This window comes from Nocardia glycosmidis (assembly GCF_052545115.1).
Window position 1 is genome coordinate 1 of the sequence record NZ_JBQWRH010000015.1, and the last position, 24,136, is coordinate 24,136.

Sequence of the window (24,136 nt, forward strand, 5' to 3'; positions counted from 1 at the left end):
TCAACGAGCGGACCGCGTTGGATGTAGCTGGTTTCATTGGGTCGCTGAGCTGCGGATACATTGAGTGCCCACTCCATTTCGGCGGTGATATTGATTTCCAGCGTTGGCGTATCCGAGCGTTGTTGGTTGACGTCAGCCATTGAATGGCGGGTTTGATGACAAGTACCGACAGCTGGCCGGCAACCACGCGGGGCGCGAGCGAAATCGTGAGGTTCCGGGTGGTAGACACCGAGTTGACAGGATGATTTGTCCGTCACTCACGCCCGAGCAGTGTGACCACGGTTACACATATTATGTAACCGTGGTTACCTTCTTGCGGCGGGGAGTGTGAGGGTGAGTTCGGCGCCGTCGGGATGGTTGGTGGCGCGGATGGTGCCGTGGTGGCGACCGATGACGGCGGCAGCGATGGCCAGGCCAAGGCCGGTGCCGCCGCTGGTGCGGGCGGTGTCGGCGCGGGTGAACCGGTCGAACGCGCGCGCCAGGAACTGGGGAGGGAATCCGGGGCCGTGGTCGCGGACGGTGATGGTGACCAGGCCATCGAGTTCGGCGGCCTGGACGATGATCGGTGGGCGACCGTGGTCGACAGCGTTGTCGATGAGGTTGCCGATCGCGCGTTCGAGCTGGCTGGGATCGGCACGGACGAACACCTGAGCGGGGACGGTGAGAGTGATGTCGCCATTGCGGTAGCGGCCGATCACGTCGGTCAGCAACTTATCCACTGCGACCACAATCAACGGCTCCGAGTTGTCTCGGGCCAGCAACAGCAGGTCCTGGGCGAGCCGGGCGAGCCGGTTTGTGTCGGACAGTGCCGCCGTCAGTGCGGCGCGGAGTTCGTCGTTGCTGCGGGGTGCGTGCAGGGCGAGTTCGAGTTCGGTGGTGAGCATGGCCAGCGGGGTGCGTAGTTCGTGGCCGGCGTCGGCGACGAACTCGCGTTCGCGTTGCAGCGCTTCGTGCAGGCGGGCCAGTAGATCGTTGAAGGTGGTACCGAGGCGGGCGATCTCGTCTCGCGAGTGCGGGACGGGCAGGCTCGGGCGGGTGTCGGTGATGGTGATCTCAGCGGCGCGGCGGCGCATCCGTTCCACTGGGCGCAGGGTCGCGGTCGCGAGCGTAAACGCCCCCACGGTGGCGGCGAGCCATACCAGTGGCAGTGCGATTGCGAGTTCGCCGCGCAGGTCGGTGATCATGTTGTCACGGATCTGCGGCGACACGGCGGCCGATTCGTCGAGTGCTTCGCGGGTTTGCGCGACGGTCGCGATGCCGACTCCACCGAGTACGACGGCCATCAATGCCGCGAATGCGAGGGTGAGCCGTACCCGGATGGGCCAGCGGGTGATCATCGCGCACCGTCCCGGGCCGCGGTGCCCAGCCGGTAGCCGACGCCGCGGACGGTGTGCAGGTCGTGGGTGCCGAAGGGCCGGTCGATCTTGTCGCGCAACGCGCGCACATGCACGTCGACGACATTGGAGCGGGATTCGTAGGCGAAGTCCCAGCAGCGCTCGAGCAGGATCTCGCGGGTCACGACCATACCCGGGCGGCGCATGAACGTGTCGATCAGCGCGTATTCCTTTGCGGTCAAAGCGATCTCGGTATCGCCGCGCCAGCAGCGGTGACTGGCCGGATCCAAGCGCAGCTCGCCCATTTCCAGAACTGGTGCGTGTTCGACCGGGCCGCGCCGGACCAACGCGCGCAGCCGGGCGAACAACTCGGCCAGATGAAACGGTTTGGTCAGGTAGTCATCCGCGCCGCCGTCGAGCCCACGCACTCGGTCCGGGATCGCGCCGCGTGCGGTCAACATCAGGATCGGCACCCAGATCTCGCGTTCACGCAGCGCCCGGCACACCTCGAACCCGTTCAGCCCGGGTAGCAGCACATCCAGCACGACAGCGTCATAACCGGCGCCGACGGCGGCGTCCAGCCCGGCGACACCGTCGGCGGCGACATCGACGGCGTAGCCGTCTTCGCTCAGGCTGCGCCGCAGCAGACTCGCCATCCTCGGTTCGTCCTCGACCACCAGTACCCGCATCACCAACCTCCCACCCTCGAGCATGCCCCACCAGGCACGATTCACGTTAGACGTCTTCATCGCAGCTTCATGTGAGCCGGGTAAGCCCATAGCTGTCGCACCGGAATCGACAGTGAAAGAGGGGTGTGTGATGAACAAGCGAACCAAGATCGGCCTCGGTGGTGTCGCCGCCGTCGCCGCGCTGGGCGCGGCTGGATTCGGCATCGCGGCGGGATTCGACCACGACGGCGACAACGACACACCGATCACCGGACCAGACGCCGACAAGGCACGCGCGGCCGCGTTACAAGCAGTCGGCGGCGGCACCGCGGGTGAGGTGGAAGCCGAGAACGAGGGCAACATCGCCTACGGCGTGGACGTGACCAAAACCGACGGCACCAGGGTCGAGGTCCACCTCGACCAGAACTACGCCTACCTGGGCACCGAAAACCATGGAGACCACCAGTGAGCCCCACCCGTCGGATCCGATCGGCGTCCCGCATCCACCCGCGTACCGGACGCCGACGCGTGCCGCTCGTATTCGTCGGTGTCGCGACGCTGATCATAGCGGGATGCGGCTCATCGGGCACCAGCACCACAACCGCGCCGTCACCGTCGATGGCGCATGGACCTGTGAAAACCACCGACACCGATTGGAAACCGGTCACCGACATTCTCGCCCGGACCGGGAAGTTCGGCGACGACAACACTGTCTACCGAATCTCGTTGGCTCGCACCGATCTCCACATCCAGTCCTACGGGGTGGATATCAAGCCCGGCTTGTCGCTCGGCGGGTACGCCGCGTTCGCCAAGTACGGCAGCGACGTGATGCTGATGGGGGATCTGGTCGTCACCGAAACCGAACTGCCGAAGGTGACCGACGCACTGCAAGCCGCGGGCATCGAGCAGACCGCCCTGCATAAGCACCTGCTCGAGCAGACCCCACCGGTGTGGTGGACACATGTACACGCGATGGGTGACCCGGCGAAGATCGCCCAAGGGTTGAAGGCAGCCCTGGACGCCACCGCGATCGCGCCTGCCGCCGCGCCACCGGCGCAACAACCACCGGTCGATATCGACACCGCGGGTGTCATCGCGGCATTGGGGCGCACCGGAACCGTCGACGGCGGTCTCTACAAGTACAACATCGCCCGCGCCGAGACCATCACCGACAACAACATGGTGGTGCCACCCACGTTCGGGGTCACGACAGTGATCAATTTCCAGCCCTTGGGTGACGGGCGTGCCGCGATCAACGGTGACTTCGTCATGACCGGCAACGAGGTGCAGAAGGTCATCGAAGCCTTGCGTAAGGGCAACATTGCGATCGTCGAGGTGCACAACCACAGCCTCACCGAGACCCCGCGCCTGTTCTATGCCCACTACTGGGCCGTCGACGACGCGGTCACCCTCGCCACAGCACTACGGCCCGCACTCGACGCGACAAACCTGCAACCACCGAAATAAGCTGGCAGCCAGCGGGTTTTCAGCGCACTGACGGAAGCGGTACGAGACGATGCGCGTCGTCGAACAACGCCCGCTCCGCCAGCCGGGTGGCGGTGAACGCGGCCAGCGCGGTCGCGGCGAGCAGCATGTACATCACCACGATCGGATTGCGGATCGCGGTGAGCGGGTCGGTCCCGGCCAGGATCAACCCGGTCATCATGCCGGGCAGGCTGATCAACCCGACGACCTTGGTCGCGTCGATCACCGGCACCGCGCCGTTTGCAACGCCGACCGCGATGCGGCAGAAACGCTTGATGCGCTGGTAATCCCAGACACAACCGGGCTTCGATCCGGGCCCGCGCGGTCTGGGCATCCTCACGCATGGGCCACCCGCGCCAACATCCACATCGACGTCGCGGTCGCGGGATCTTCAGCGCCCGACGCCGGGGTCGCGAACAGGGGCGCGGACGCGCTGACCGGCGGCGAGCAGACTGCGCGCTATGGCTCCGCCGTGGGTGCCGGTGGCGCCGGTCATAAGAACGGTGATCATGTTTCTCCCGGTGGGCCGTGTCGAGAACAGGGTCGGGTGTGGGCTGGTGGTGGGGTACGGCCGATGGCCAGGTCATCGGTCAGAAGCGGCCCACCGAGATGAAGAGCGCGAGGGCGAGGTAGGCTGCCCAAGTGGTTCGGCGCTGCCGTCGAATGAGATGGGCAGAGCTGGTTGGTACCACGACCGCCTGACCGATCGTCACCGGGCCGCTGTTGATTGACCTCAGCCATTAAATGGCGGGTTTGATGACAAGTAGCGATGGCTGGTCGGCAACCACGCCGGGCAGGTGCGACCCCAGCTGTAGATGGCGGCTCCCGAGTTTTGTTGGCGGCTGGGGTCGGAGCATTCTCTTGATATTTCATGATGAGGTCCCGGCGCGCGATGCCCGGCTTCATCGCTGTCACCAGCTCGTCGTGCTACGGCGCGGGCGGGTCGGCGACTCGGGACAGCAGGTCGGCGAGGGTTGCTCGCTCGTCGGGCGTCAGCCCGGCGAAGATGTCCTGTGCTGCGGTGTCCGCCAGCTCGCGGGCGGTCGTATAGGTCCTCCGGCCTGCATCCGTCAAGCTCAAGTGGTACAGGCGCCGGTCGTGCGGTGACTGGGTGCGGCGTACGAATCCGCGGCGGTCCAATTCGTCGACCGTGCGTACCATGCCCGCCTTGTCGCTGCCCAGGTCGGTGAGCAATTGCTTCTGTGTCGACGTGCCATCGCGGGCGAGAAGCAGCATGACGCCGAAATGCCGTCCACTGAGGTCGAGGGGCGCGAGCGCCGTCGCCACGACGGCCGCAGCTCGTCGCTGAGCCCGCCGCAACAGCAACCCCAACCGCAGCTCGACCGACTTCACATCGCCGCTAGACATGCCGCAATCCTATGATAGATTCATATGAATCCGATTCGTTTGAATCTATCTTGGAGTTGTCGTGACCGTACCGACCGAAGCGAAGCCCGGAATCCCCACGCGCGCAATCCCATTCGTGCGACTGGCCGCTGTGCTCGCCAGTGGTGCGCTGGCGGGCGCGTTCGCCTATGGGTGGCTGATCGTGTTTCCCACCTTCTTCGATGTACCCACCGACATTCAGCTCAGGTTCCGGGTGCCGCTCATGGCTCGCAACGCCCCGCTGATGCCGCCCCTGATGGCGACCGTGCTGGTGAGCTGCGCGGCATTGGCAGTGCTCACCCGTGGGCGGGAGCGGCTGATCGCCGGACTGGCGGGCGCGTCGGCTCTGGCGTGCCTACTCGTCACATATTTCGGAAATATCCCGCTCAACACGCAGATCAAAACTTGGGACCCCGAGGCGCTACCCGCCGACGCGACGAACCTGCTGCACCAGTGGAACATCTACAACGATCTCCGCTCGGTCGCCGCGATGGTCCCGTTTGTTTTGGTGGCAACGGTTGTGCTGCCGTGGGTGCGGTGTGGTTCGGGCGTGGGCCGCCGCTGAGATGACCTCGCCCGCCGACGAGAGGAGCAGAGCAATGATCAGGACACACTCCCCGGCACCTCAAACCCCCCGGCACCCGACGCAGGACCTGAACGCAAATCCCGCGTCACCCGACCGGTACGGCCTAACGACCCGCAGAGGCGGGACTGTCCGCGACTACGGCCGAGCCGATATCCGTGCGGAAGTGGCTGCCGGGCAGCTTGATTCCCGCGATGCGGTCGTAGGCCCGCGTGCGGGCCTCGACCAGGTCGGCGCCGACGCCGACCACGTTCAGCACCCGGCCGCCCGCGGAGACCAGCGTGCCGTCTTCGCGCTGCGCGGTTCCCGCGTGCAAAACCGTGGCGGTCTCGTCGAGCGCGCCCTCCCCCGCACCGGAGATGACGTCGCCGACGCGGGGGCGGCCCGGATAGTTCTCCGCCGCGAGTACCACGGTGACCGCCGAACCAGTGCGCCAGCGCGGCGGCGCGACCTGCGCGAGCGTGCCGGTGGCGGTGGCGTTGAGCAACTCGCCGAGCGGACTGTCCAGGAGCGCGAGCACCGCCTGCGTCTCGGGATCGCCGAAGCGGCAATTGAATTCGATCACGGCGGGACCATCCTTGCCGATCGCCAGGCCCGCGTAGAGCAGGCCGGAGAATCCACTGCCGCGCCGCGCCATTTCGGCGGCAACGGGCTTCACCACGTCCTCGACGATCGCGGTAACGGTCTGATCGGGCAGCCACGGCAGCGGGGTGTAGGCGCCCATGCCGCCGGTGTTGGGGCCGGTGTCGCCATCGCCGACGCGCTTGTGGTCCTGCGCGGGCAGCAGCGGCACCACGGTTTCACCGTCGACCAGACAGAACAGCGACACTTCCGGTCCGTCCAAGAACGATTCCAGCAGCACCGGATGGCCTTGCTCGAGCAGTTCCGCGCCGTGTTCGCGCGCGGCGGAGCGGTCGGTGGTAACCACGACGCCCTTGCCCGCGGCCAGCCCGTCGTCTTTCACCACCCAGGTCGGTCCGAAGCGGTCGAGTGCGTCGTCGAGTTCAGCCGGGCTGTCCACGACCTCACTGTGTGCGGTGCGCACACCCGCCGCGGTCATCACGTCCTTCGCGAAAGCCTTGGATCCCTCGATCCTGGCGGCGGCGGCCGACGGGCCGAAGCAGGCGGTCCCCGCGGCGCGCACCGCGTCGGCAACCCCGAGCACGAGCGGAACCTCGGGCCCGATCACCACGAGGTCCGCGCCCACCCCCGTGGCCAGCGCCACCACGTCTTCGGCCGAGCTCGGGTCGACCGGGCGGACCTGCGCGTGCTGCGCGATCCCCGCGTTGCCGGGGGCAGCGAACAGCGCGGTCACCGCGGGGTCCCGGCGCAGGGCCAGGACGAGGGCATGTTCACGGGCTCCGGAACCGATGACGAGTACACGCACGGCAAACAGCCTAGATGTTGTCGGTCACCGATCAGGCGAGTGGTACCACCCTCGACCATTCCGACTGCTCCAGCATCGCGGGCTTGCCACGGCCCCGGAACTATTGGGACTATAAAAGCCTGGCCAAAACGCCAAGGTGACAACTGATCTCGTACCAACATGGGTAACTCGTCGGGCACGCCCGAAACCCGAGCGCCACCCAACGCAGGACCTGAACGCAAATCTCGCGTCACCCGACCGGTACGGCCTGAATACCCGGAGAGGCGGGACAGTGGGGCTGATCGACGGACTGATGGGCAATGCCGGGCGGATCGATCCGGGCCAGGCGCAACAGGAGTATGCCAAGCTCCTCGGTAATGGTGAACAGGTCTACGCCGCGTACTTGCTGGTCCGCGACGCGATGCTGTTCACGAATCGCCGCCTGATCCTGATCGACAAGCAGGGCGTCACCGGCCGCAAGGTGAGCTACCACAGTGTCCCCTACCGCGCGATCACCCATTTCTCGGTGGAGACCGCGGGCACCTTCGATCTGGACGCCGAGCTGGCCATCTGGATCTCGGGCACACCCGAGCCGCTGCAGAAGCGGTTCAACCGCCAGGTGGACATCTACGAGGTGCAGGGAATTCTGTCGCACTTCGTCGCGGTGTAGCGCGGCCGGTGGCGCGCGCACCGGTCTAGTCTGCGGAGCATGGCTTCTGTCTTCAGTGCGATCATCTCCGGTCAGCTCCCGGGCCGATTCGTCTGGGAGGACGACGAATTTGTCGGCTTCCTCACCATCGCCCCGATCACTCCGGGCCACACCCTCGTCGTGCCGCGCAAGGAAATCGACCAGTGGCAGGACATCGACACCAACACCCTCGCCCGGCTCACCGCAGTCGCGCAGAAGATCGGCCAGGCCGTACGCGCGGCGTGGGACGCGCCGCGCGCCGGTCTGCTGATCGCCGGCCTGGAGGTGCCGCACTTGCACGTGCACGTCTTCCCGGCCTTCACCCTCGGCGACTTCGACATCTCCGGCGCCGACCCCAATCCGAGCCCCGAATCCCTGGACGAGGCCCAGGCCAAGATCAAACAGGCACTGCGCGACCTCGGCTACGGCGCCAACGTCCCGGACTCCGGCTCCCCCGCCTCGCTCCCCGCCTCTCCGGATCTTTAGGGCTCCCCCGCCTCTCCGGGTATTCAGGCCGTACCGGTCGGGTGACGCGGGATTTGCGTTCAGGTCCTGCGTTGGGTGCTCCCCCGCCTCTCCGAATCTTTAGGCCATACGGGTCGGGTGACGCAAGATTTGCGTTCAGGTCCTGCGTTGAGCGCCACTCTGGTTCTGGGCGTGCCCGACGAGTTACCCATGTTCGTACGAGATCAGTCGTCACCTAGGTTTCGGCAAGGAGCCGAGCCCACGGTGGTCGGCCTCTTGCGGTGATACAGGAGTCAGCCGGTGACGTCGTGTAACGGAGTATCTACTCCGCCGACTGCGACGGTTGCCAGCGTCTGGCTCGGGGTCCAATAGATCCGGCCGTGCTCGAAGTCCTGGTATGTGCCGGTATCCCACGGTATTTCGTCGGTTTTCGGCCAGCCCAGGGGGCCGTTCTCGTACCCGGAGCGGTTCCAGCGGTCACGGATCGCGCCGTGCACCCAGAAGGCGCGGTCGCTGGATTGCTGCCGGTAGAGCGCGCCGCCCTGGAATCCCTGCGCCTCGCCCGACGGCTGACCGTCCGGCCCACGCAAAACCGTGCGGTCGGTGATCGGGTAGCCCAGCGGGCCCGCTTCCCAGCGCAATTCCTCGAACTTCGCCCACAGCGTTTCGGGGATGGGGTGTGCGCCGGTGTCGGGGTGCCAATAGATGTAACCGTGCTCGAATTGCGCGAAGCGGCCGACACCGTCGGGCGTGGCGATTTCGCCCGCGGTAATCCGTCTGCCCAGCCACGGATTCGCGGCGGCGCTGTCGTTGATCGCGTTCGGCTCCGACCCACCCGGTTCGCCGGTGGCGAAGCCGCGCACATCGTCGGCGAATACATCCCACGGAAAGTTCGGTCCGACATCAGTGTGGTTGCCGAACCCGAGGACCTCGGTCACGTACTTGTGATCGGATATTCCCTCGCGGCGTTCGTACGGCGGCGCGATGACGTACGTGTCGAAACCGTACTTCTTGGCGTCTTGCACCGCTAGCCACGCCGCGATCCGGATATCGTCGCGGATGCTGAGCCAGACGTCCCGGCTCCACGCGACCCGGCTCCCCGCGAAGCACAGGTTGATCGTGTACGGATTCGCGTCCAGCACAGACCAGCTCGCCAGGTCGGTGTCGACGACATCGACGACGATGCGATCACGGACCGTGTAGTGATAGCTCACGCCGTTGCTGGGATTGTTGAGGTAGTTCGCCAGACTCTCGGCAGTTCCGTTGCCCTCCTGGGTATGCAACAGGAAGTTGGTGATGCGCGCCCCGTGGCGGCTGGACGCGGAGTTGCCCATGCGGTCGAGTTCGGTGTACTCCGGCTTGTTCACGTTTCCCCCTGCATTCGGATCCGCCGCTTTCGACCATTGGCCGTAATCGACGGCGAGAACTTTATTGACGTCCACCCCGACACCCCCGACCTGGTCGCTGTCGATGCGGATCTGGTGGATGTGCGCGGACGGATGGTCGCCGTTGATCGACGGATCGCCGGACCAATTGTGTTGCCAGAACCAGGTGGCGACGCCATCCTCGAGCGCCCAGTCGATGCACCGCGCATTGCCGTACATACCGGTCCACTCCAGGCCGACCACCGACGCCCAGCCCCGCAGAAACGGTGCGATCAGCGAATTCCACTCGTCCAGGGAGGGGTTCGCGTCGACCGGGGCATACAGCGGCCGCAAGCTCGGCCCGCCGGCCGCGAGATGGTAGTTCAGCGCGATTCGCGCGTGGCGCACGCCCGCGTCATAGCCGCCCTTCCAATCCGCGGTGTCGCCCTTGCCGTACTGATAATTGCTCACAATCTCGAGACCAATGGCACGCAATCGGTCGCAATAATCCCGCCGCAATGGCTTCGCTCCGAAATTAGTACCCGGCCGGGAATCGCTGAAGTAGCCGATGACACCGGCATATCCAGCATCCTTGATCGCCTGCGGTTCGATCAACGCGGCGGAGAAATCGATCAGTTCAGTCATCACGCACCCCCGTACGAGTCCGCGCGCTGGTCTGCAGTAACGCGTTATGGTCGTACATTTCAACAGCTTTCGACAGATGAAGAACCCGACATGATCAGATTCGACACAATGTCAACAGAAGATGCCTCCATGTCCATGATGTGGCCCACCTGGTGTTTGCTCGTGACCTCACCGAACCCGCGGCGAGACCTGTTCGCCTGCAGATATTCCCAGTGCCGATAGTACGCCCGCGATCGACCGGACAGTGTGCCGTACGTTAGCGACACTACATACCGGTCGCTCGCTTCTTCGGAGATCCTGATTCGAACTCGAATGATGGTTCGCCCCAGGACCTCTGCCGCGACCGACGGAATGACCATCTCCCCGTAGTAATATTCGCCCTGACGGAAAAGATTGCCGCCCCGCCCGCCGGTCATAGCGAGCCGAAAACGGACTGGTCGTGCGCATCAGAAGCGAAAATCCGAAGCAGCGTTTGACGCCAACGACGCAGCCGCAGCCGCGGATTGTCGACGCCAACAACCGCGCCCGCCCTTCTGCACATCCACTTTCCCTGCAACTATGGTGCCCCACGGCTCTTGGCTCCACGTAAGTCCAGATCCGTCCGGTGGAATCCAACGAGTGCCACAACCCCGCGACAACTCAGAGGCTCATCTGCGGATCGATCCGGGCCAGCATCGAGCAAGCCCAATCGGTGCCCTTGTGATCCTTCGGCAGCGCTGCGTACCCATTCTCGGCTTCCCGTATCGCGTCCGGGATGCGGCCCATCGCCGCCAGCACAATGCCGCGTTCGAGGCCCCAGAACCCTGGCGTGTACCAGTACCCGAACGCCGGAAGCTCGACGCCTTCGGTTGCTGTCGCTGCGGCGTCGGTATGATGCAGCGACCGCGCAGCCCGGCGCCGGTCCCCCTGAAGCGCGAGCAGTTCAGCCCGCTGATAGCGGTCGTAGACGCCGAGAATCGGGTGAGCCCGGGTGACGGCTATCGCCGCGTCGGTGAGGTCCACGGCGCGCTGTAGGTCGCCGTTGTGGCGCGCAGTGTAGGCACGGAAGCTGTACGCGTGCGCGAGCTGTGACGGATCGTTGCCGTCCTCGGCGAGTCTGGCGGCGTCGCCCAGTACGCGGTCGGCGGTATGCGCTCGGTCGGTGGCGTGTTCCAGCCAGCCGCGGTATCGCGCGACTTCGGACGCGAGGCCGGCCGACGCCGTACCGCCTGCGCGGTGTCGCGCCAGGGTACGCGCTGTCGCATCCATGCCGCGGACCAGTTGCACGATGGCCGCCGCGCCCACAACGTCCTCCAGGTGCCGTGTGAGGTCCAGGATCGCGGATATGTCTTCCAGCCCAGCACGGCCAGCGCGGGACGGGTCGCCTACGGTCGCGCCGAGCCGTTCCAGGTCGACCGATTCCAGGCCCAGCACGGGGTCGGACAGCACAGACCGGTATGCCTCAAGGATTCCGGCGGTTACGGGCCGCTGCCCTGTCTCGATCAGCGATAGGTAGCCGGAGGTGAAGCATGTCCGGCGGGCCATGCGGCGCAATCCGATACCGGCGATCGTGCGCAGCTCGCGCAGTAGTGCGCCCGTCACCCCCGAATCGGTAAACACAGGCAAACACTAAGCCCGTTCAGCGAAGTCCGCTGGCAGAACACACTTTCCGTAGCGCCCGGCGCCGGGTCGAATCGCGAACTCCCCGGCGCCGGGCGCCTACCAAACAGCAGACGACACGACAGGGGTGAAACAGTGGGGTTCGATTGGTGGCGCAACGCCGAACCGGACGAAACATCACCACAGGCGATCATCGACCGCGTACAAGCCGAATGGCGAGCCCAACGCGCCACCCAGACCAACCCCGGACACCGGCCCACCGGCTCGCCACACGAGGCACCCGAACAACCCGAACACCCGCTCAGCGTGCCCGAAGCACACGCCACCATGCAACGCCATCGCGGCTGCCGCACCGACACCTGCCCACGGAAAGCGGCCGCACAGCAGGCACTGATCGACGCCGGGCGCATGATCCCCGACACCACACGGGGGCACCAGCGATGACAGTGCACCGAAACTTGGATCGAGGACTATTTTGACGACGTCATGAGACAGCACACCTAGACCGGCGGCTACTGGGCCACCAGCCAGTCCCGGAACCTGCACTCTGCCAGAGCATTTGCGTCGGAGTCGGGGTAGGCCACCGGCGGCCAGTCGATGCCGTATTCATCGATGTGTGCGGCGATTTCGGCCGAGGTGAGCAGTGCGGCCGATAGCAGAAATAGCCTGCTCGAGCTGGGCGCGGTTCACCCGGTCAACGCGATGTGACGCCCAGCCGATGCCCGCTGGCGCCCGTGCAATTCCGTCAGTGCATCGCGGCGTTCCTGCTCGGACAGGACCACGTTCAACGGCGACAAGCTGGCGAACAGCTCATCGTCGTCCATCTCGCGGCGCACGGTGGCAACGCTGCCGGTCAACAGCATCAAACTCCATTTGGCCAGAGCCTCATGCATGAGCGGGCCGCGAACGTTGGAACGAGTTACACTCAAGGCCAGAACGAACATGGCACTGTCGAGTGGAATGCGCTCACGTTCGATCTTCGTCAGGGCGCGGTCAGCCAGCAGGCGTACGCGTATTTCTTTACGTGTCATCGCTGGAGCTCCTCTCGCGCCTCTATCAGCCCACCAACTAGGCTGGTCACACGGCCATTGTGGGACAGAACGCACGAGTTGCGTGCCTTGTGGTGGTGCAGCGACACCAGGACATCTGCGCCAGTCGAAACCTGCCAGCTCGCGCGGCGCCCGCAGCGGCCATTTGAGCCCCCTGTCAGGATTGAACTGACGACCGCTCGCTTACAAGGCGAGTGCTCTACCACTGAGCTAAGGAGGCGGGTAAGCGGTTGTCATCATAACCGGCCAGTCCGGCTGTCCAACACCGGGAACCGGAGTCGACCAGATTACGCGACTGCCGGCCGCACCCCGCGTTCGAGCGGAGCGAGACCGGACGTTGCCCGTTCGCGGCCCGGCCCGCGTCCGAGCGAATGCCGCACCGCGACGAAGTCGCGAACAGCGGTCGCTCGGACCCGAGCCATCAGTGGGCCGCTGACGCCCAGCGCCGTAGGCGCTGTGAATCAGGCAGAGCCTTGGCGGGCCGCATCGTCAGCGGCCATGGCATCGCGCAGGCTCTTCGGACGCATATCGGTCCAGTTCTTCTCCACGTACTCCACACAGGCGGCGCGGCTGTCCTCGCCGAACACAACTCGCCATCCGGCCGGAACCTCTGCGAAAGCCGGCCACAGAGAGTGCTGCTCCTCGTCGTTGACCAGGACGAAGAAGCGGCCGTCTTCATCATCGAACGGGTTGGTGCTCAATTTCACCTCACTGGATACTGGCGCAATGTACGGGATCGCTCTTGGTTCGCACGGCGCCGGGCTTTCACGAGCCACCCGCACCGAGAGTCCCCGAGCGTTGTTTCGACACTAGCAAGCAAGACGTTACGCCTGGGCGCTCACCCGGGCCGTCACCTCGGCCGACCCTGCAATCAGCCGGCAAAGAAGTCGAGCAGAATCTTGTTGACCGCCTCCGGTCGTTCCAAGTATCCGAAATGTCCCGCGTCCGGCACCTCCTGGTATCGCGCACCCGGGATCACGTCGGCGATCTCCCTGGACAGATACGGCGGAATCATCCGGTCGTCGGCGAATCCGACCGAAAGGCAGGGCACTCGAATCGCCCGGTATGCCTGTACCCGGTCGAAATCGTGGTCCATCCGGCGCTGCGCACGGATGCCGGGCGCAACCGGTCCGCCGGTGAACTCGAACAGGTCCAGCCAGTCGCGGGCGGCGTTCGGCTCGGCCATGGTGGCGGGCGAGAGATTCATCACCGCGGTAATCGCGGCCTCGTATTTCGGCGGCAGTTTCACCCCGCCGGCGTCCAGCTCGTGTTCGCCGAACGACAGCGTCTTCTGGAACTGGTCGAGCCGCCCGTGCCCGGCCATGAACACCGCCTTACGCACCAGGTCGGGGCGGGCCAGCGTCAGCTCCTGGGCCACCCGGGCGCCCATCGAAGTACCGACCACCAGAGCGGGACCCTCATCGAGAAATTCGATCAGGGCGGCGGTATCGGCGACGAGCTCGTCGATGGTCATGCCGGAACCGGCCTCGAAGGATGGCGCGATCCCGCGGTTGTCGAAGGTGCACACCCGGTAACCGGCCGCGAGCAGCGCGGGTACCTGGTGCAACTCCCACACCCGGCCCGGGCTGCCGGTGCCCATGATCATCACCACGAGCGCAGCAGAGCCCTTGGCATCGGTGCCCCTGGCGCGGTCACCTCTCACCTGATAGTTGAGGGAAATCCCGTTCACCGTGGCCAGCGGCATGTCGACCCTTTCGTGGAGTTGGTGCTGCGCTCCCCACGGTATAGGGCCGAGCGGGGTCGGCGCATCGACCGGGTGACCTGGTGTCGAGTGCCATACGGCGGTCGACGCCCTGGCGAACATACCTCCCAGCGTCGCATACCATTGGCTTTTCGCACGTACGAGCGCACTGAGCCGGGAGGACTTGACAATGGCCGCGAAGGGCAGCGCCAACGACATTGCGGACGACGAGCTGGAACCACTCGCCGACGAGACCGCCCGCCAGGCGCAACGAGTGGTCGCGGCATATGCCGAAGATGCTGACGAATGCCGGATGTTGTTGTCCATGTTGGGTATTGGACCGAGCTCCCGAGGCGAATAGTCTCATTCTCGACGCCAACGGCAGCGCCAACGCCGAAGGCGGCACCAACGCCAAACGCAGCGCCGATGACACAACTGCAGCGGGATACAGCAACGCGCAAAGGATGCGTGAGTGGACCAGATGAATCCGTCCGACGACTCCGAGCACGCCAGAGACAACTCCACCGCTGACGCCGCGGCAGCAATCACCGGGCCCGACCCGGGATCGGGTTTCGTCGTCGTCGCCAATCGGCTGCCGGTCGACCTCGATCGGCTGCCCGACGGCACCACCAGGTGGAAACGCAGCCCCGGCGGTCTGGTCACCGCCTTGGAACCGGTCTTGCGCAACAACAAGGGCGCGTGGGTCGGCTGGGCAGGGGTCCCGGACGTGGACGTCGAACCGATCATCGAGGACGGCCTCGAACTGCATCCGGTCCCGTTGACCGCGCAGGAGGTGGCCGACTACTACGAGGGCTTCTCCAACGGCACGCTGTGGCCGCTCTACCACGATGTGATCGTGCGGCCGGTCTACGACCGCAGGTGGTGGAGCGCGTATGTCACGGTGAACCGGCGCTTCGCCGAGGCCACCGCGAAGGTCGCGGCCGAGGGGGCGACCGTGTGGGTGCAGGACTACCAACTCCAGCTGGTGCCCAAGATGCTGCGCATGCTGCGCCCGGATCTGACCATCGGGTTCTTCTTGCATATCCCGTTCCCGCCGGTCGAGCTGTTCATGCAGATGCCGTGGCGAACCGAGATCGTGGAGGGCCTGCTCGGCGCCGACCTGATCGGCTTCCACTTGCCCGGCGGCGCGCAGAACTTCCTGTACCTGGCCCGCCGGCTGGCCGGCCAGCCGACATCGCGCGGCTCGGTCGGCGTGCGCGCCAAGCTCGGCGTCGTCCAGGTCGGATTCCGCGCGGTCCGGGTGGGCGCCTTCCCGATCTCGATCGCCTCGGCCGACCTGGACGAGCAGTCCCGCCGCAGGTCGGTGCGTGAGCGCGCCGCGAAGATCCGGGCCGAACTGGGCAATCCGAAAAACATCCTGCTCGGCGTGGACCGCCTCGACTACACCAAGGGCATCGACATCCGGCTCAACGCACTGGAGGAACTGCTCATCGAGGGCCGGATCGATCCGGCCGAGACGGTCATGATCCAGCTGGCCACGCCCAGTCGCGAGCGGGTCGAGAGCTATATCCAGATGCGCGGCGACATCGAGCGCCAAGTCGGCCGGATCAACGGCGAGTTCGCCCGGGTCGGCCATCCGGTGGTGCACTACCTGCACCGGCCGATTCCGCGGGACGAACTGGTCGCGTTCTTCGTGGCCGCCGACGTGATGCTGGTGACGCCGCTGCGCGACGGCATGAACCTGGTCGCCAAGGAGTACGTCGCCTGCCACAGCGGACTCAACGGTGCCCTGGTGTTGAGCGAGTTCACCGGCGCCGCCGCCGAGCTGCGTCAGGCCTATCTGTGCAATCCGCACGACCTGGACGACGTGAAGGACGCCATCGTCGCCGCTCTGGACGACGACCGGGACACCAAGCGCAGGCGGATGCGTTCGCTGCGCCGCCAGGTGCTGGCGCACGACGTGGACCGCTGGGCACGTGCCTTCCTGGACGCCCTGGCCCAGGGCCAGGTCGCGGGCAGCGCACTGCTGACCGACGACGACGTGTACCCGGAATCCCGGGAGACGCGCTGAGCAGGCGTCCGGCCGCTCACCGCGCTCGGTTCACAGGAATCACCCAGCTTCGGTCCAGGAACTTCGCAGCAGACTGCCGGACCATGAAGCCATGAGCGAGCGCAGCGAGCGAAACATCGGCGCAGTGCGCGGCGCGCAGCACGGAGCCCAGCGCGAGCGAGGCAAACCATGAGCGGCGCGCCGGTGGAGCAGAGCCCCGAGGCCAGGGTGCTGGTGGTCGACGACGAGCCGATGATCGTCGAACTCCTCGCGGTGAGTCTGCGCTATCAAGGCTTCGAGGTGGACGCGGCGTCCGACGGCGCCCAAGCGCTGGACAAGGCGCGGACCTTCCGCCCGCAGGCGCTCATCGTGGACGTGATGATGCCGGGCATGGACGGCTTCGGCCTGCTGCGCAGGCTGCGCGCCGATGGCGTCGACGCGCCCGTGCTGTTCCTCACCGCGCGCGACGAGGTGCAGGACAAGGTCACCGGCCTCACCCTGGGCGCCGACGACTACGTCACCAAGCCGTTCAGTCTGGAGGAGGTCGTGGCCCGGTTGCGCGTCATCTTGCGCCGTGCCGGTCACGCCGCGCCGCAGCGGGAAAGTTCGCGCCTGCGCTTCGAGGACATCGAACTCGACGACGACACCCATGAGGTGTGGAAGGCGGGCGAGCCGGTAGCTCTGTCGCCCACCGAGTTCACGCTGCTGCGCTACTTCATGGTCAACGCGGGGACAGTGCTCAGCAAGCCGCGCATCCTCGACCACGTTTGGCGTTACGACTTCGGCGGCGAAGTCGGCGTGGTGGAAACCTATGTCTCCTACCTGCGTAAGAAAGTCGACACCGGCGATAAGCGCCTGATCCACACCTTGCGCGGCGTCGGCTACGTCATGCGCGCGCCTCATCGCAAGAGCGGAACGTGAGCCCGGGCCGGATCGCGACAACGCGGGCGAAAGCCTCGGAGCTGCTGGCCGCGATCCCGCTGCGGGTCACGCTGATGATCCTGCTGGTGCTCACCGCGGGGCTCGGCCTGCTCGTGTCCGGCATGGTCGTCACCTCCGGCTTGGAACACCAGCTGACCCACCGCACCGACCAGCAGCTGCGCGACGGGGCGATGGAATGGTCGCGCTGGCCCCCGCCGGCGTCGGTGCAGCAGCCCGATCCGCGCCACGCGCCGAGCCAGTTCTATGTGCGCTCGCTGCGCAGCGATGGGCGCGTGGTTCTGATTCCGGCTTTCGGTGTCGATGCCGAACCCGATCTGCCGCAGACACCGAGATCAGGTCCGTACACCGTCGGCTCCGTGAGCGGGCCGGTCGAGTGGCGTGCGCTGACGGTCCGCACGCCGGACGGCACGACCACGGTGGCGCTGCCACTCACCCAGAACATCGACACGGTGCGTCGGCTGGTGACGTTGCAGCTGGTCGTGGGTGCGATCGTCCTGGCGGCGCTGGCGGTGATCGCGTACTTCGTGGTGCGGCGGAGTCTGCGGCCGTTGCGCCGGGTGGAGAGCATCGCGGCGGCGATCGCGCGCGGCGACCTGCATCGCCGAGTTCCGGTGCGCGGCACCAACACCGAGGTCGACCGGCTGTCCCGGTCGCTGAACGGAATGCTGGCGCAGATCCAGCGCGCGTTCACCGCGACCGCGGCGTCCGAGGAGGCGGCCCGGCGTTCCGAGGAACGTATGCGCCGCTTCGTCGCCGACGCCAGCCACGAACTGCGCACCCCGCTGACCACGATCCGCGGGTTCGCCGAGTTGTACCGCCAAGGCGCCACCGGCAACCCGGGCACGTTCATGGACCGCATCGAACGGGAATCCCAGCGGATGGGCGTGCTGGTGGAGGATCTGCTCATGCTCGCGCGGCTGGATGCCCAGCGCCCCCTGGAGCTGGGGCCGGTCGACCTGCTCGCCATCGCCAGCGACGCGGTGCACAATGCGCGGGCGGTGGTCGCAGCCGGACACACCGACGGACCCGTGCGCACCATCGAACTGAAAGTCGACCCGGGCGAGGGGACGCTGGAGGTCGTCGGCGACACGGCACGTGTGCGCCAAATTCTGGCCAACCTGCTGAACAACGCGGTCACGCACACCGCGCCCGACGCGTCGGTGACGGTGCGGCTGACACCCGCTGCCGATCACGTCCTGCTGGAGGTGGCCGACACCGGCCCGGGCCTGCCGCCGGAGGAGGCCGAACGTGTCTTCGAGCGCTTCTACCGCACCGACACCTCCCGCACCCGCAGCAGCGGCGGCACCGGCCTCGGTCTGTCGATCGTGCAGGCTCTGGTGATCGCGCACGGCGGCGAGGTCGGCATCCGCAGCACGCCGGATGACGGGACGACGTTCACTGTGCGGCTGCCGCGCAAGACGAATTCGCACATCGTCGGCGGCGCTGTTACCGGGTGAAGGTTCGACGTTCAGACCGGCGTGACCGCCTCGACCAGCCAGCGCGAGTCGGTTTTCGTCAACGTGACGCGCACGCGGCTGCCGGTGGTGCTGCCTTGCGGCGTGTCCTTGCTCGTCATGACCTGATCGAGGAACAACAGGACCACCGCGTGTGAGCGGTCGGCGGAGATGACACCGCTCGCCTGGGTGGTCGCGGTGACGGTCAGTTGTTTTTCCTTGGCGCCCGGCGCGATCTGCTTGTCGATCAACGTCAGGTAGTCCGCGCGGAAGTCGTCACCGAGGTAGTCGGCCGACTTGCGCAGGTCGGTGTCGACGGTCTGCGGACTGTAGGTGAACATGGCCTCGACGGTGCGGCCGGCCGTCGCGACCGCGTCCTTGCGTGCCTGCTCGACCTGCCGGTCGTCCCAGTAGCGGTAGCTGTTGACGCCGCCGATGACCGCGACCGCCGCGACCACGGCGCCCATCACGGCGAGCAGTATCCTGCTTCGAATTCCGTTCCTGCTCATGCCACGAACTCCACATCGGAGACGGTCAGACCGGAATCGCCGCGGACCACGGTGACCCGGAACCGGTAGTACCTGGTCTGGGGTTCGGCCTGGCCAGCGTTGGTCAGTGTCTGTTTGGCGGCGACCAGCACATGCGCCGAGCGATCATCGTCGTTTTCCAGCGCCGCCTCGACGATCTCGCCGCTGGAGACCACCTTGGCCTGCTGGACGATGCTGGTGAACGGGTCCACCCGGCCGGCGAACTCGGTCTTGAACTCGCCCGACGCCAGCGCCAGGATCCGGTCGATGTCCTGCTTGGCCGAATCGGCGCGGATCGTGGTGAGGTTGACAATCGCCTGCCTCGCGGTCTGCAGGTACTCGGCGCGACGCTCGTCGCGTTCGCGCGCCGAGCGGACCGCGAACACCGAGACGGCCGCACCACATACGAGCGCCAACACCAACAGCGCCGAGGCGGCCTGCGCGAGAATCCGCGCTACGCCACGCTTGCGCGTCTGTGCGGCCTCGTTCTCGGTCGTCGACTCCTCGGCATCTGCGTTCTGGGCACCGGCTCCGGCAGCGGCGTTTTCGGTGCCAGTTCCGGCAGCGGCGTCCTCGGTGCCGGCTCCAGCAGCGGCGTCCTCGGTGCCGGCTCCAGCAGTGCCACGCTCGGTGCCGGCTCCGGCAACGGCGCTCTCGGTGCCAGTTCCAGCAACGGCGGCGGCCGCCGGGACGGCCTCGACAGCATCCGGTTGCTTTGCCAGTGCGGTCGAGGGATCGGGCTCGGCACCACTGGGGCTCGGTCCGCTACCTGGGGCGGGGCCGGAGATTCCTGCGCTACCGGCCGCCGAGGCAGGGGGCTTCGCCTCCTCGGTGGTCGCGGTCGTACTGTGCGCGGCCGGCGGGCCCTCCGAGCGCACCGCACGGCGCCGGGTGCGGTGACCTTCTCCGTTGCTTGCACTCATCGCTGCTGCTCCTCGAGCATTGCCTGCCAGCTGGTCGGTATCGTGCCGGAACCGCCCGGTCCGATATCGCTCTGTCGGTATGTGCGCCCGTCGGTGCCGATGTACACGCCGGTGGCCGGGTCGTAGGCCCGCGCGGCAGCCGGAGCGGCGCCACCGTAGTTCGCCGGCGCGACCGGCTGCGGCGGCCCGAACGGCGGATTGTTCCCCAACGGAACGTACCCGCTATGACACAGTTCCGGCGTCGGGGCGCGCACACCGGGCACCTCGGCGCATGGTGTGTTGCGGATACCGCGCACCGCTTCGGGCGCGTCCTGCGGCACTTTGCAGTACAGGCCGGGCGGCGTGTCCGGCGTGTCCAGCTCGCTCGGCGAGCGGCGTTGCTCCGGTGGAAGGAAGCCGGTGGTGCACGCGGGAGGATCGTTGATCAATGTCATGAAATCGACCATGGCGCCGTATTCGAGCGGGCCGCGGATGGCGGTGAGCAGCGCGGCGACCAATGGTGGGTAGATCACCAGGACCTGCTCCAAGCCGGCGTGATAGATAACGCCCACCTGGCCGACGCTGACCAGGTTCGCCAGCAGCAGCGGCAGCGTCGGGCGCAGATCGTTGAACAGCGCGGTCACCCGCTGCATGGCGGCCGGCCCCTTGTTCAGCACACCGCGCAGCGCGGGGTCGTGGCCGCGCAGTTGATCGGTGACCGTCGCCAGATCGGCCGTCCAGGTACGGATCGCGGCATCCGAGCGGGTCTGGGTGTCCAGCAGCGGCCCGATCCGGTCGAGGAGCTGTTTGGTCGGTTCGGCGTTGGCCTGCGCTTCCTGCACCAGTAGCGCCGCGGAGTCGATGAACCGCCGCAGGTCCGGTCCGGCGCCGTTGAACGCGACGAACGCCTCATCGATGACCTGCCGCAGCCGAGTGTCCGCGACGCTGGACAGCAACCGGTCGGCCTGATCGAGCATCGCGCCGACGTCCTGCGGCAGCGTGGTGCGCTCCACCGGGATCACGCTGCCGTCGTGCAGGTTTGCGCCGGTCCGGCGGTGCTCCGGGGGCACCAGGTCGAGGTACTGCTCGCCGACCGCGGACACGCTGCGGACCGAGGCGTCGACGTCGGCGGGGATCTTGTAGTCGCTGCCGATGGACAGCTTCGCGTCCACTCCCGCGGATGTCAGCCGGACCTCCTGCACCACGCCGACATTCGTGCCGCGATAGGCGACGTTGGCCGTTGGGTACAGTCCGCCGGTCGCGGCCAGCCGCACCGTGACCTCGTAGCGTCCGATACCGAACATCGCGGGCAGTTTCACGTACACCCCGCCCATCACCACCAGGCCGATCATCGTCAGCACAGTGAAGATGATCAGCTGGGTGCGGACCAGCCGGGTGAGTTTCACTGTCCTGAACCCCCTTGCGGTGCGGGGTCACCCGGCAGGGGCACGGTCAGTCCCGGGATAGCGGGCAGGCCTGGTATCGGCGGCAGACCGGCGATGGTCGGGCTGGGTGGGCTCGCCGTGGGTGGCGGGGCCTGCAACGGCCCGGTGGCCGGGTTACCGTTCTGCGCGGCCGTGTCCGGTGCGAAGCTGCCCAGCGCGCCTTCCACCCCGCCGAAGCGCCCGCCCAGCGGTGTGCCGGTGAGGAAGTTCGAATCCAGCCGCCGCCCCGTGAGATCCACCGTCATGAAGAGATTCAGGTAGTCGCCCTTGATGGCGTGGTCGAGATTCTTCATCGGAAACGGGAAGGTGGCCACGATCTGCAACGCCTCGGTCAGGTTGTTTCCGGTATCGGACAGCGAGCGCAGCACCGGGACGAGACTGTGCAAGTTGGCCTTCAGGTCGTCGCCGCCGACGGCGATGATCCGCTGCGTGACGTCGCTCAATTCGCCGAGCGCGGTGAGCGCCCTGGTGATGTTCGCCCGGCGGTCGGCCAGCACGGTCAACGCCGGATGGATCTGTTCGATAGCGGCTGCCACCAGGTCACGCTGCTGGGCCAGCTGCCCGCCGAGACGGTCCAGGCCGCTCATCGCGGCGATGATGGCACCGGTCTGACGGTCCAGGTTCGTGGTCAGCTCGCGCAACTGCGGCAACAGGTCCCGGATCGCGTCCGTTCGCCCGGTGAGCGCGGAATTCAGTTCGCGGGTAATGGTTTCCAACTGGGCGACGCCGCCGCCGTTGAGCACCACCGACAGCGAGGACAGCACCTGCTCGGTGGTCGGGTAGCTCCCGGCCCGGCCCAGCGGGATGACGTCGCCCGCGTGCAACTCGCCTTCCGGCGGCTGGTCGGTCGGCGCGGACAGTTCGAGGTGATTCGACCCGAGCAGACTGGTCTGCCCGATCGTGGCGACCGCGTTCGCCGGAAGCCGCACGTCGGGATTCAACGAGACGGTGACCAGCGCGTGCCAGTCCTCGACCTTGATCTCCGAGACCGTGCCGACCGTCACGTCATGCACGCGCACCGGCGAATTCCTGGTCAAGGTGGTGACATTCGGCATCTGGATGCGCACCTGGTAGGAGCCCGGCCCGGTGCCCTCGGTACCCGGCATCGGCAGCGAGTTCAGCCCGTCCCATTGACAGCCGGAAACGCTGAGCGCGACCGCCAGCCCTGCAGCGAGGGCGGCGGTGCGGCGTAGTCGCCGCAGCGGCGTCATCGCCCTCCTCCCGGGACAGCCAGTCCGGCGATGCCGTCCGGCACACTCACCTGCGGGGTTCGTGGACGCGTCTGGCTCGCCACCCGATCGGCCAGATCGGGGTCGGTGTACACCAGCTGATCCGGGAACGCGGTCACACCGCTGGCCGCGTTCGTCATGATCGGCAGGTAGTTCATGCTCAAGCTGTTGATCACCGGCGCCAAGTACTGGGCGCAGAGGTCGGCGCTGCGATCGGAGTCGTTGGTCTCCAGCGCGCGCACCGAGCCGCACAGGAAACCGAGCGGGTCGGCGGGGTTGTTCAGGGCGATAGCGCCGGTCAGGGTGCCCTGGGCCGGTTTGTAGATCTGGTAGAAGTTCACCAAGGCGGTCGGACCGGAGTGCAGCACACGTTCCAGCTCCGGCCGCTTGTCGGCCAGCACCTGGGTGGCGTCGGCCAGCCGCTGCACGCCCTCGGTGAGTTCGGCGCCGCTGCCGTCGAGGAACCTGCGCACATCGGCCACCGCGGCGTCCAGATTGTCCAGTCCGGCGCCGAGATCGGCCGAAACGCCGGCCAGCACCGCGGACACCGACGCGAGCCGTCCGCCGAACTGCACGATCTGCTCATTGGCGGCCGACAGCACATCGACGAACTCCTGCAGATTGCGCACTGTGCCGAACAGGTCGGTGCGGCCGTCCGACAGTGTGCTCACGGTCGCCGACAGCTCCCGCAGTGTGTCGCGCAACCGCTGGCCGTTGCCATCGAGATTGTCGGCGGCGGTCTCCACGAAGCGCCCGAACGAGCCCTGCTGGTCAGCACCGACCGGCCCGAGCGTGGTGGCCAGCCTGGACAGCTCCGCCTTGATGTCGTCCCACTCCACCGGCACCGCGGTGTGCTCGATCGCGATCACACCGCCGTCGGCGAGCTTCGGGCCGCCGGTGTAGGCGGGCGCGAGCTGGATGAACCGCGCGGACACCAGCGAGGGCGCGATGAGCACCGCCCGCGGGTCGGCGGGGATTTCGACACCGCGGTCGAGCGTCATCGTCACCTTCACCCGATCGGCGCCGGGCTCGATCGCGTCGATCCGGCCCACCCGCACGCCGAGCACACGCACGTCGTCGCCCGCGTACAAGCCGGAGGTGGCCGGGAAATAGGCGGTGACCGTGGTGGTTGCGACGCGGGCTATCCCGTTCCACGCGATGGCGACCACGAGCACGGCCAGCACACCGGCCGCTGCCAGCGCCCACCGGGGCAGTTTCCGCACGGCATCCAGCGCGGTCATGCCGGCACCGCACCGATACTCGGCACCGGGAGGATCAGGTCGATGGTTCGC

General features: G+C 66.9%; 24 protein-coding genes, 1 tRNA gene and 1 pseudogene. 10 read left to right on the forward strand and 16 right to left on the reverse strand.

Annotation, left to right across the window (positions count from 1 at the left end):
- Window positions 1-305 precede the first annotated feature (305 nt).
- Together ACT86A_RS19045 and ACT86A_RS19050 are read right to left on the reverse strand one after the other, a co-directional pair.
- Window positions 306-1,337, reverse strand: a complete 1,032-nt coding sequence (locus tag ACT86A_RS19045; RefSeq protein ID WP_445093516.1) for a sensor histidine kinase — start codon at window positions 1,335-1,337, stop codon at window positions 306-308.
- A complete protein-coding gene (locus ACT86A_RS19050) occupies window positions 1,334-2,083 on the reverse strand; it encodes a response regulator transcription factor (RefSeq protein WP_445093517.1) in 750 nt (249 codons plus the stop codon). The genes ACT86A_RS19045 and ACT86A_RS19050 overlap by 4 nt, the downstream gene beginning before the upstream one ends.
- 70 nt (window positions 2,084-2,153) lie before the next feature.
- On the opposite strand from ACT86A_RS19050, the gene ACT86A_RS19055 reads away from it, so the two are divergent.
- Window positions 2,154-2,471 (forward strand): PepSY domain-containing protein, encoded by a 318-nt coding sequence (locus tag ACT86A_RS19055; protein ID WP_445093518.1) that lies wholly within the window; start codon window positions 2,154-2,156, stop codon window positions 2,469-2,471.
- A 32-nt stretch (window positions 2,472-2,503) separates the two neighbouring features.
- Entirely contained in the window at window positions 2,504-3,469 is a 966-nt protein-coding gene (locus ACT86A_RS19060) for a DUF1259 domain-containing protein (protein ID WP_445093673.1), read from the forward strand.
- 19 nt (window positions 3,470-3,488) lie between these two features.
- Here the strand turns inward: ACT86A_RS19060 and ACT86A_RS19065 are convergent.
- Window positions 3,489-3,792: pseudogene (locus tag ACT86A_RS19065) on the reverse strand (ABC transporter permease); the annotation flags it as partial.
- Window positions 3,793-4,414: 622 nt separating this feature from the next.
- Entirely contained in the window at window positions 4,415-4,855 is a 441-nt protein-coding gene (locus ACT86A_RS19070) for a MarR family winged helix-turn-helix transcriptional regulator (protein WP_445093519.1), read from the reverse strand.
- Between the two features lie 61 nt (window positions 4,856-4,916).
- Between ACT86A_RS19070 and ACT86A_RS19075 the strand changes: the two genes are divergently transcribed.
- A complete protein-coding gene (locus ACT86A_RS19075) occupies window positions 4,917-5,438 on the forward strand; it encodes an anthrone oxygenase family protein (RefSeq protein ID WP_445093520.1) in 522 nt (173 codons plus the stop codon).
- 124 nt (window positions 5,439-5,562) lie between these two features.
- Here ACT86A_RS19075 and purD read toward each other — a convergent pair whose 3' ends face one another.
- A complete protein-coding gene (gene purD, locus ACT86A_RS19080) occupies window positions 5,563-6,843 on the reverse strand; it encodes a phosphoribosylamine--glycine ligase (protein ID WP_445093521.1) in 1,281 nt (426 codons plus the stop codon).
- A gap of 271 nt (window positions 6,844-7,114) precedes the next feature.
- On the opposite strand from purD, the gene ACT86A_RS19085 reads away from it, so the two are divergent.
- Window positions 7,115-7,492 (forward strand): PH domain-containing protein, encoded by a 378-nt coding sequence (locus ACT86A_RS19085; protein ID WP_445093522.1) that lies wholly within the window; start codon window positions 7,115-7,117, stop codon window positions 7,490-7,492.
- Window positions 7,493-7,531: 39 nt separating this feature from the next.
- Window positions 7,532-7,996 carry an HIT family protein gene (locus ACT86A_RS19090; RefSeq protein WP_445093523.1) on the forward strand — a complete coding sequence of 155 codons (465 nt, stop codon included), beginning with the start codon at window positions 7,532-7,534 and terminating at the stop codon, window positions 7,994-7,996.
- Between the two features lie 272 nt (window positions 7,997-8,268).
- Here ACT86A_RS19090 and ACT86A_RS19095 read toward each other — a convergent pair whose 3' ends face one another.
- Window positions 8,269-9,984 carry a glycoside hydrolase domain-containing protein gene (locus ACT86A_RS19095; protein WP_445093524.1) on the reverse strand — a complete coding sequence of 572 codons (1,716 nt, stop codon included), beginning with the start codon at window positions 9,982-9,984 and terminating at the stop codon, window positions 8,269-8,271.
- 639 nt (window positions 9,985-10,623) lie between these two features.
- Window positions 10,624-11,583: an NsdA family TPR-like regulatory protein gene (locus ACT86A_RS19100; protein ID WP_445093525.1), complete on the reverse strand. Its 960-nt coding sequence runs from the start codon at window positions 11,581-11,583 to the stop codon at window positions 10,624-10,626.
- Between the two features lie 135 nt (window positions 11,584-11,718).
- Between ACT86A_RS19100 and ACT86A_RS19105 the strand changes: the two genes are divergently transcribed.
- Entirely contained in the window at window positions 11,719-12,027 is a 309-nt protein-coding gene (locus tag ACT86A_RS19105) for a hypothetical protein (RefSeq protein ID WP_445093526.1), read from the forward strand.
- Window positions 12,028-12,269: 242 nt separating this feature from the next.
- On the opposite strand, the gene ACT86A_RS19110 is transcribed toward ACT86A_RS19105, so the two are convergent.
- The 4 genes from ACT86A_RS19110 to ACT86A_RS19125 form a co-directional block, all read right to left on the reverse strand.
- On the reverse strand, window positions 12,270-12,614 hold the full coding sequence (locus ACT86A_RS19110; protein WP_445093527.1) for a hypothetical protein: 345 nt from the start codon (window positions 12,612-12,614) through the stop codon (window positions 12,270-12,272).
- A 166-nt stretch (window positions 12,615-12,780) separates the two neighbouring features.
- Window positions 12,781-12,852: transfer RNA gene (locus ACT86A_RS19115), tRNA-Thr, on the reverse strand.
- Between the two features lie 241 nt (window positions 12,853-13,093).
- Window positions 13,094-13,333: an MbtH family protein gene (locus ACT86A_RS19120; protein ID WP_039794945.1), complete on the reverse strand. Its 240-nt coding sequence runs from the start codon at window positions 13,331-13,333 to the stop codon at window positions 13,094-13,096.
- 170 nt (window positions 13,334-13,503) lie between these two features.
- Window positions 13,504-14,337 carry an alpha/beta fold hydrolase gene (locus ACT86A_RS19125; protein WP_445093528.1) on the reverse strand — a complete coding sequence of 278 codons (834 nt, stop codon included), beginning with the start codon at window positions 14,335-14,337 and terminating at the stop codon, window positions 13,504-13,506.
- 187 nt (window positions 14,338-14,524) lie between these two features.
- Here ACT86A_RS19125 and ACT86A_RS19130 point away from each other — a divergent pair, with 187 nt between their 5' ends.
- From ACT86A_RS19130 to ACT86A_RS19145, 4 genes are all read left to right on the forward strand, one after another.
- On the forward strand, window positions 14,525-14,695 hold the full coding sequence (locus tag ACT86A_RS19130; protein ID WP_445093529.1) for a hypothetical protein: 171 nt from the start codon (window positions 14,525-14,527) through the stop codon (window positions 14,693-14,695).
- A gap of 120 nt (window positions 14,696-14,815) precedes the next feature.
- Entirely contained in the window at window positions 14,816-16,366 is a 1,551-nt protein-coding gene (locus tag ACT86A_RS19135; protein WP_445093674.1) for an alpha,alpha-trehalose-phosphate synthase (UDP-forming), read from the forward strand.
- Between the two features lie 168 nt (window positions 16,367-16,534).
- Entirely contained in the window at window positions 16,535-17,266 is a 732-nt protein-coding gene (locus tag ACT86A_RS19140; protein ID WP_445093530.1) for a response regulator transcription factor, read from the forward strand.
- Window positions 17,267-17,340: 74 nt separating this feature from the next.
- Window positions 17,341-18,744, forward strand: a complete 1,404-nt coding sequence (locus ACT86A_RS19145) for a sensor histidine kinase (RefSeq protein ID WP_445093675.1) — start codon at window positions 17,341-17,343, stop codon at window positions 18,742-18,744.
- Window positions 18,745-18,755: 11 nt separating this feature from the next.
- Here the strand turns inward: ACT86A_RS19145 and ACT86A_RS19150 are convergent, their stop codons facing one another.
- The 5 genes from ACT86A_RS19150 to ACT86A_RS19170 are packed head-to-tail and all read right to left on the reverse strand — an operon-like array spanning window position 18,756 to window position 24,085.
- Window positions 18,756-19,250: a h domain protein gene (locus ACT86A_RS19150; protein ID WP_445093531.1), complete on the reverse strand. Its 495-nt coding sequence runs from the start codon at window positions 19,248-19,250 to the stop codon at window positions 18,756-18,758.
- Window positions 19,247-20,191 (reverse strand): Rv1363c family protein, encoded by a 945-nt coding sequence (locus ACT86A_RS19155; protein WP_445093532.1) that lies wholly within the window; start codon window positions 20,189-20,191, stop codon window positions 19,247-19,249. Before ACT86A_RS19155 ends, ACT86A_RS19150 begins: the two co-directional genes overlap by 4 nt.
- On the reverse strand, window positions 20,188-21,576 hold the full coding sequence (locus tag ACT86A_RS19160; RefSeq protein ID WP_445093533.1) for an MCE family protein: 1,389 nt from the start codon (window positions 21,574-21,576) through the stop codon (window positions 20,188-20,190). Before ACT86A_RS19160 ends, ACT86A_RS19155 begins: the two co-directional genes overlap by 4 nt.
- Entirely contained in the window at window positions 21,573-22,826 is a 1,254-nt protein-coding gene (locus tag ACT86A_RS19165; RefSeq protein ID WP_445093534.1) for an MCE family protein, read from the reverse strand. The genes ACT86A_RS19160 and ACT86A_RS19165 overlap by 4 nt, the downstream gene beginning before the upstream one ends.
- The gene (locus ACT86A_RS19170) at window positions 22,823-24,085 is read right to left on the reverse strand and encodes an MCE family protein (RefSeq protein ID WP_445093535.1); all 1,263 of its coding nucleotides are present in this window, start codon (window positions 24,083-24,085) and stop codon (window positions 22,823-22,825) included. Before ACT86A_RS19170 ends, ACT86A_RS19165 begins: the two co-directional genes overlap by 4 nt.
- Between the last annotated feature and the right edge of the window lie 51 nt (window positions 24,086-24,136).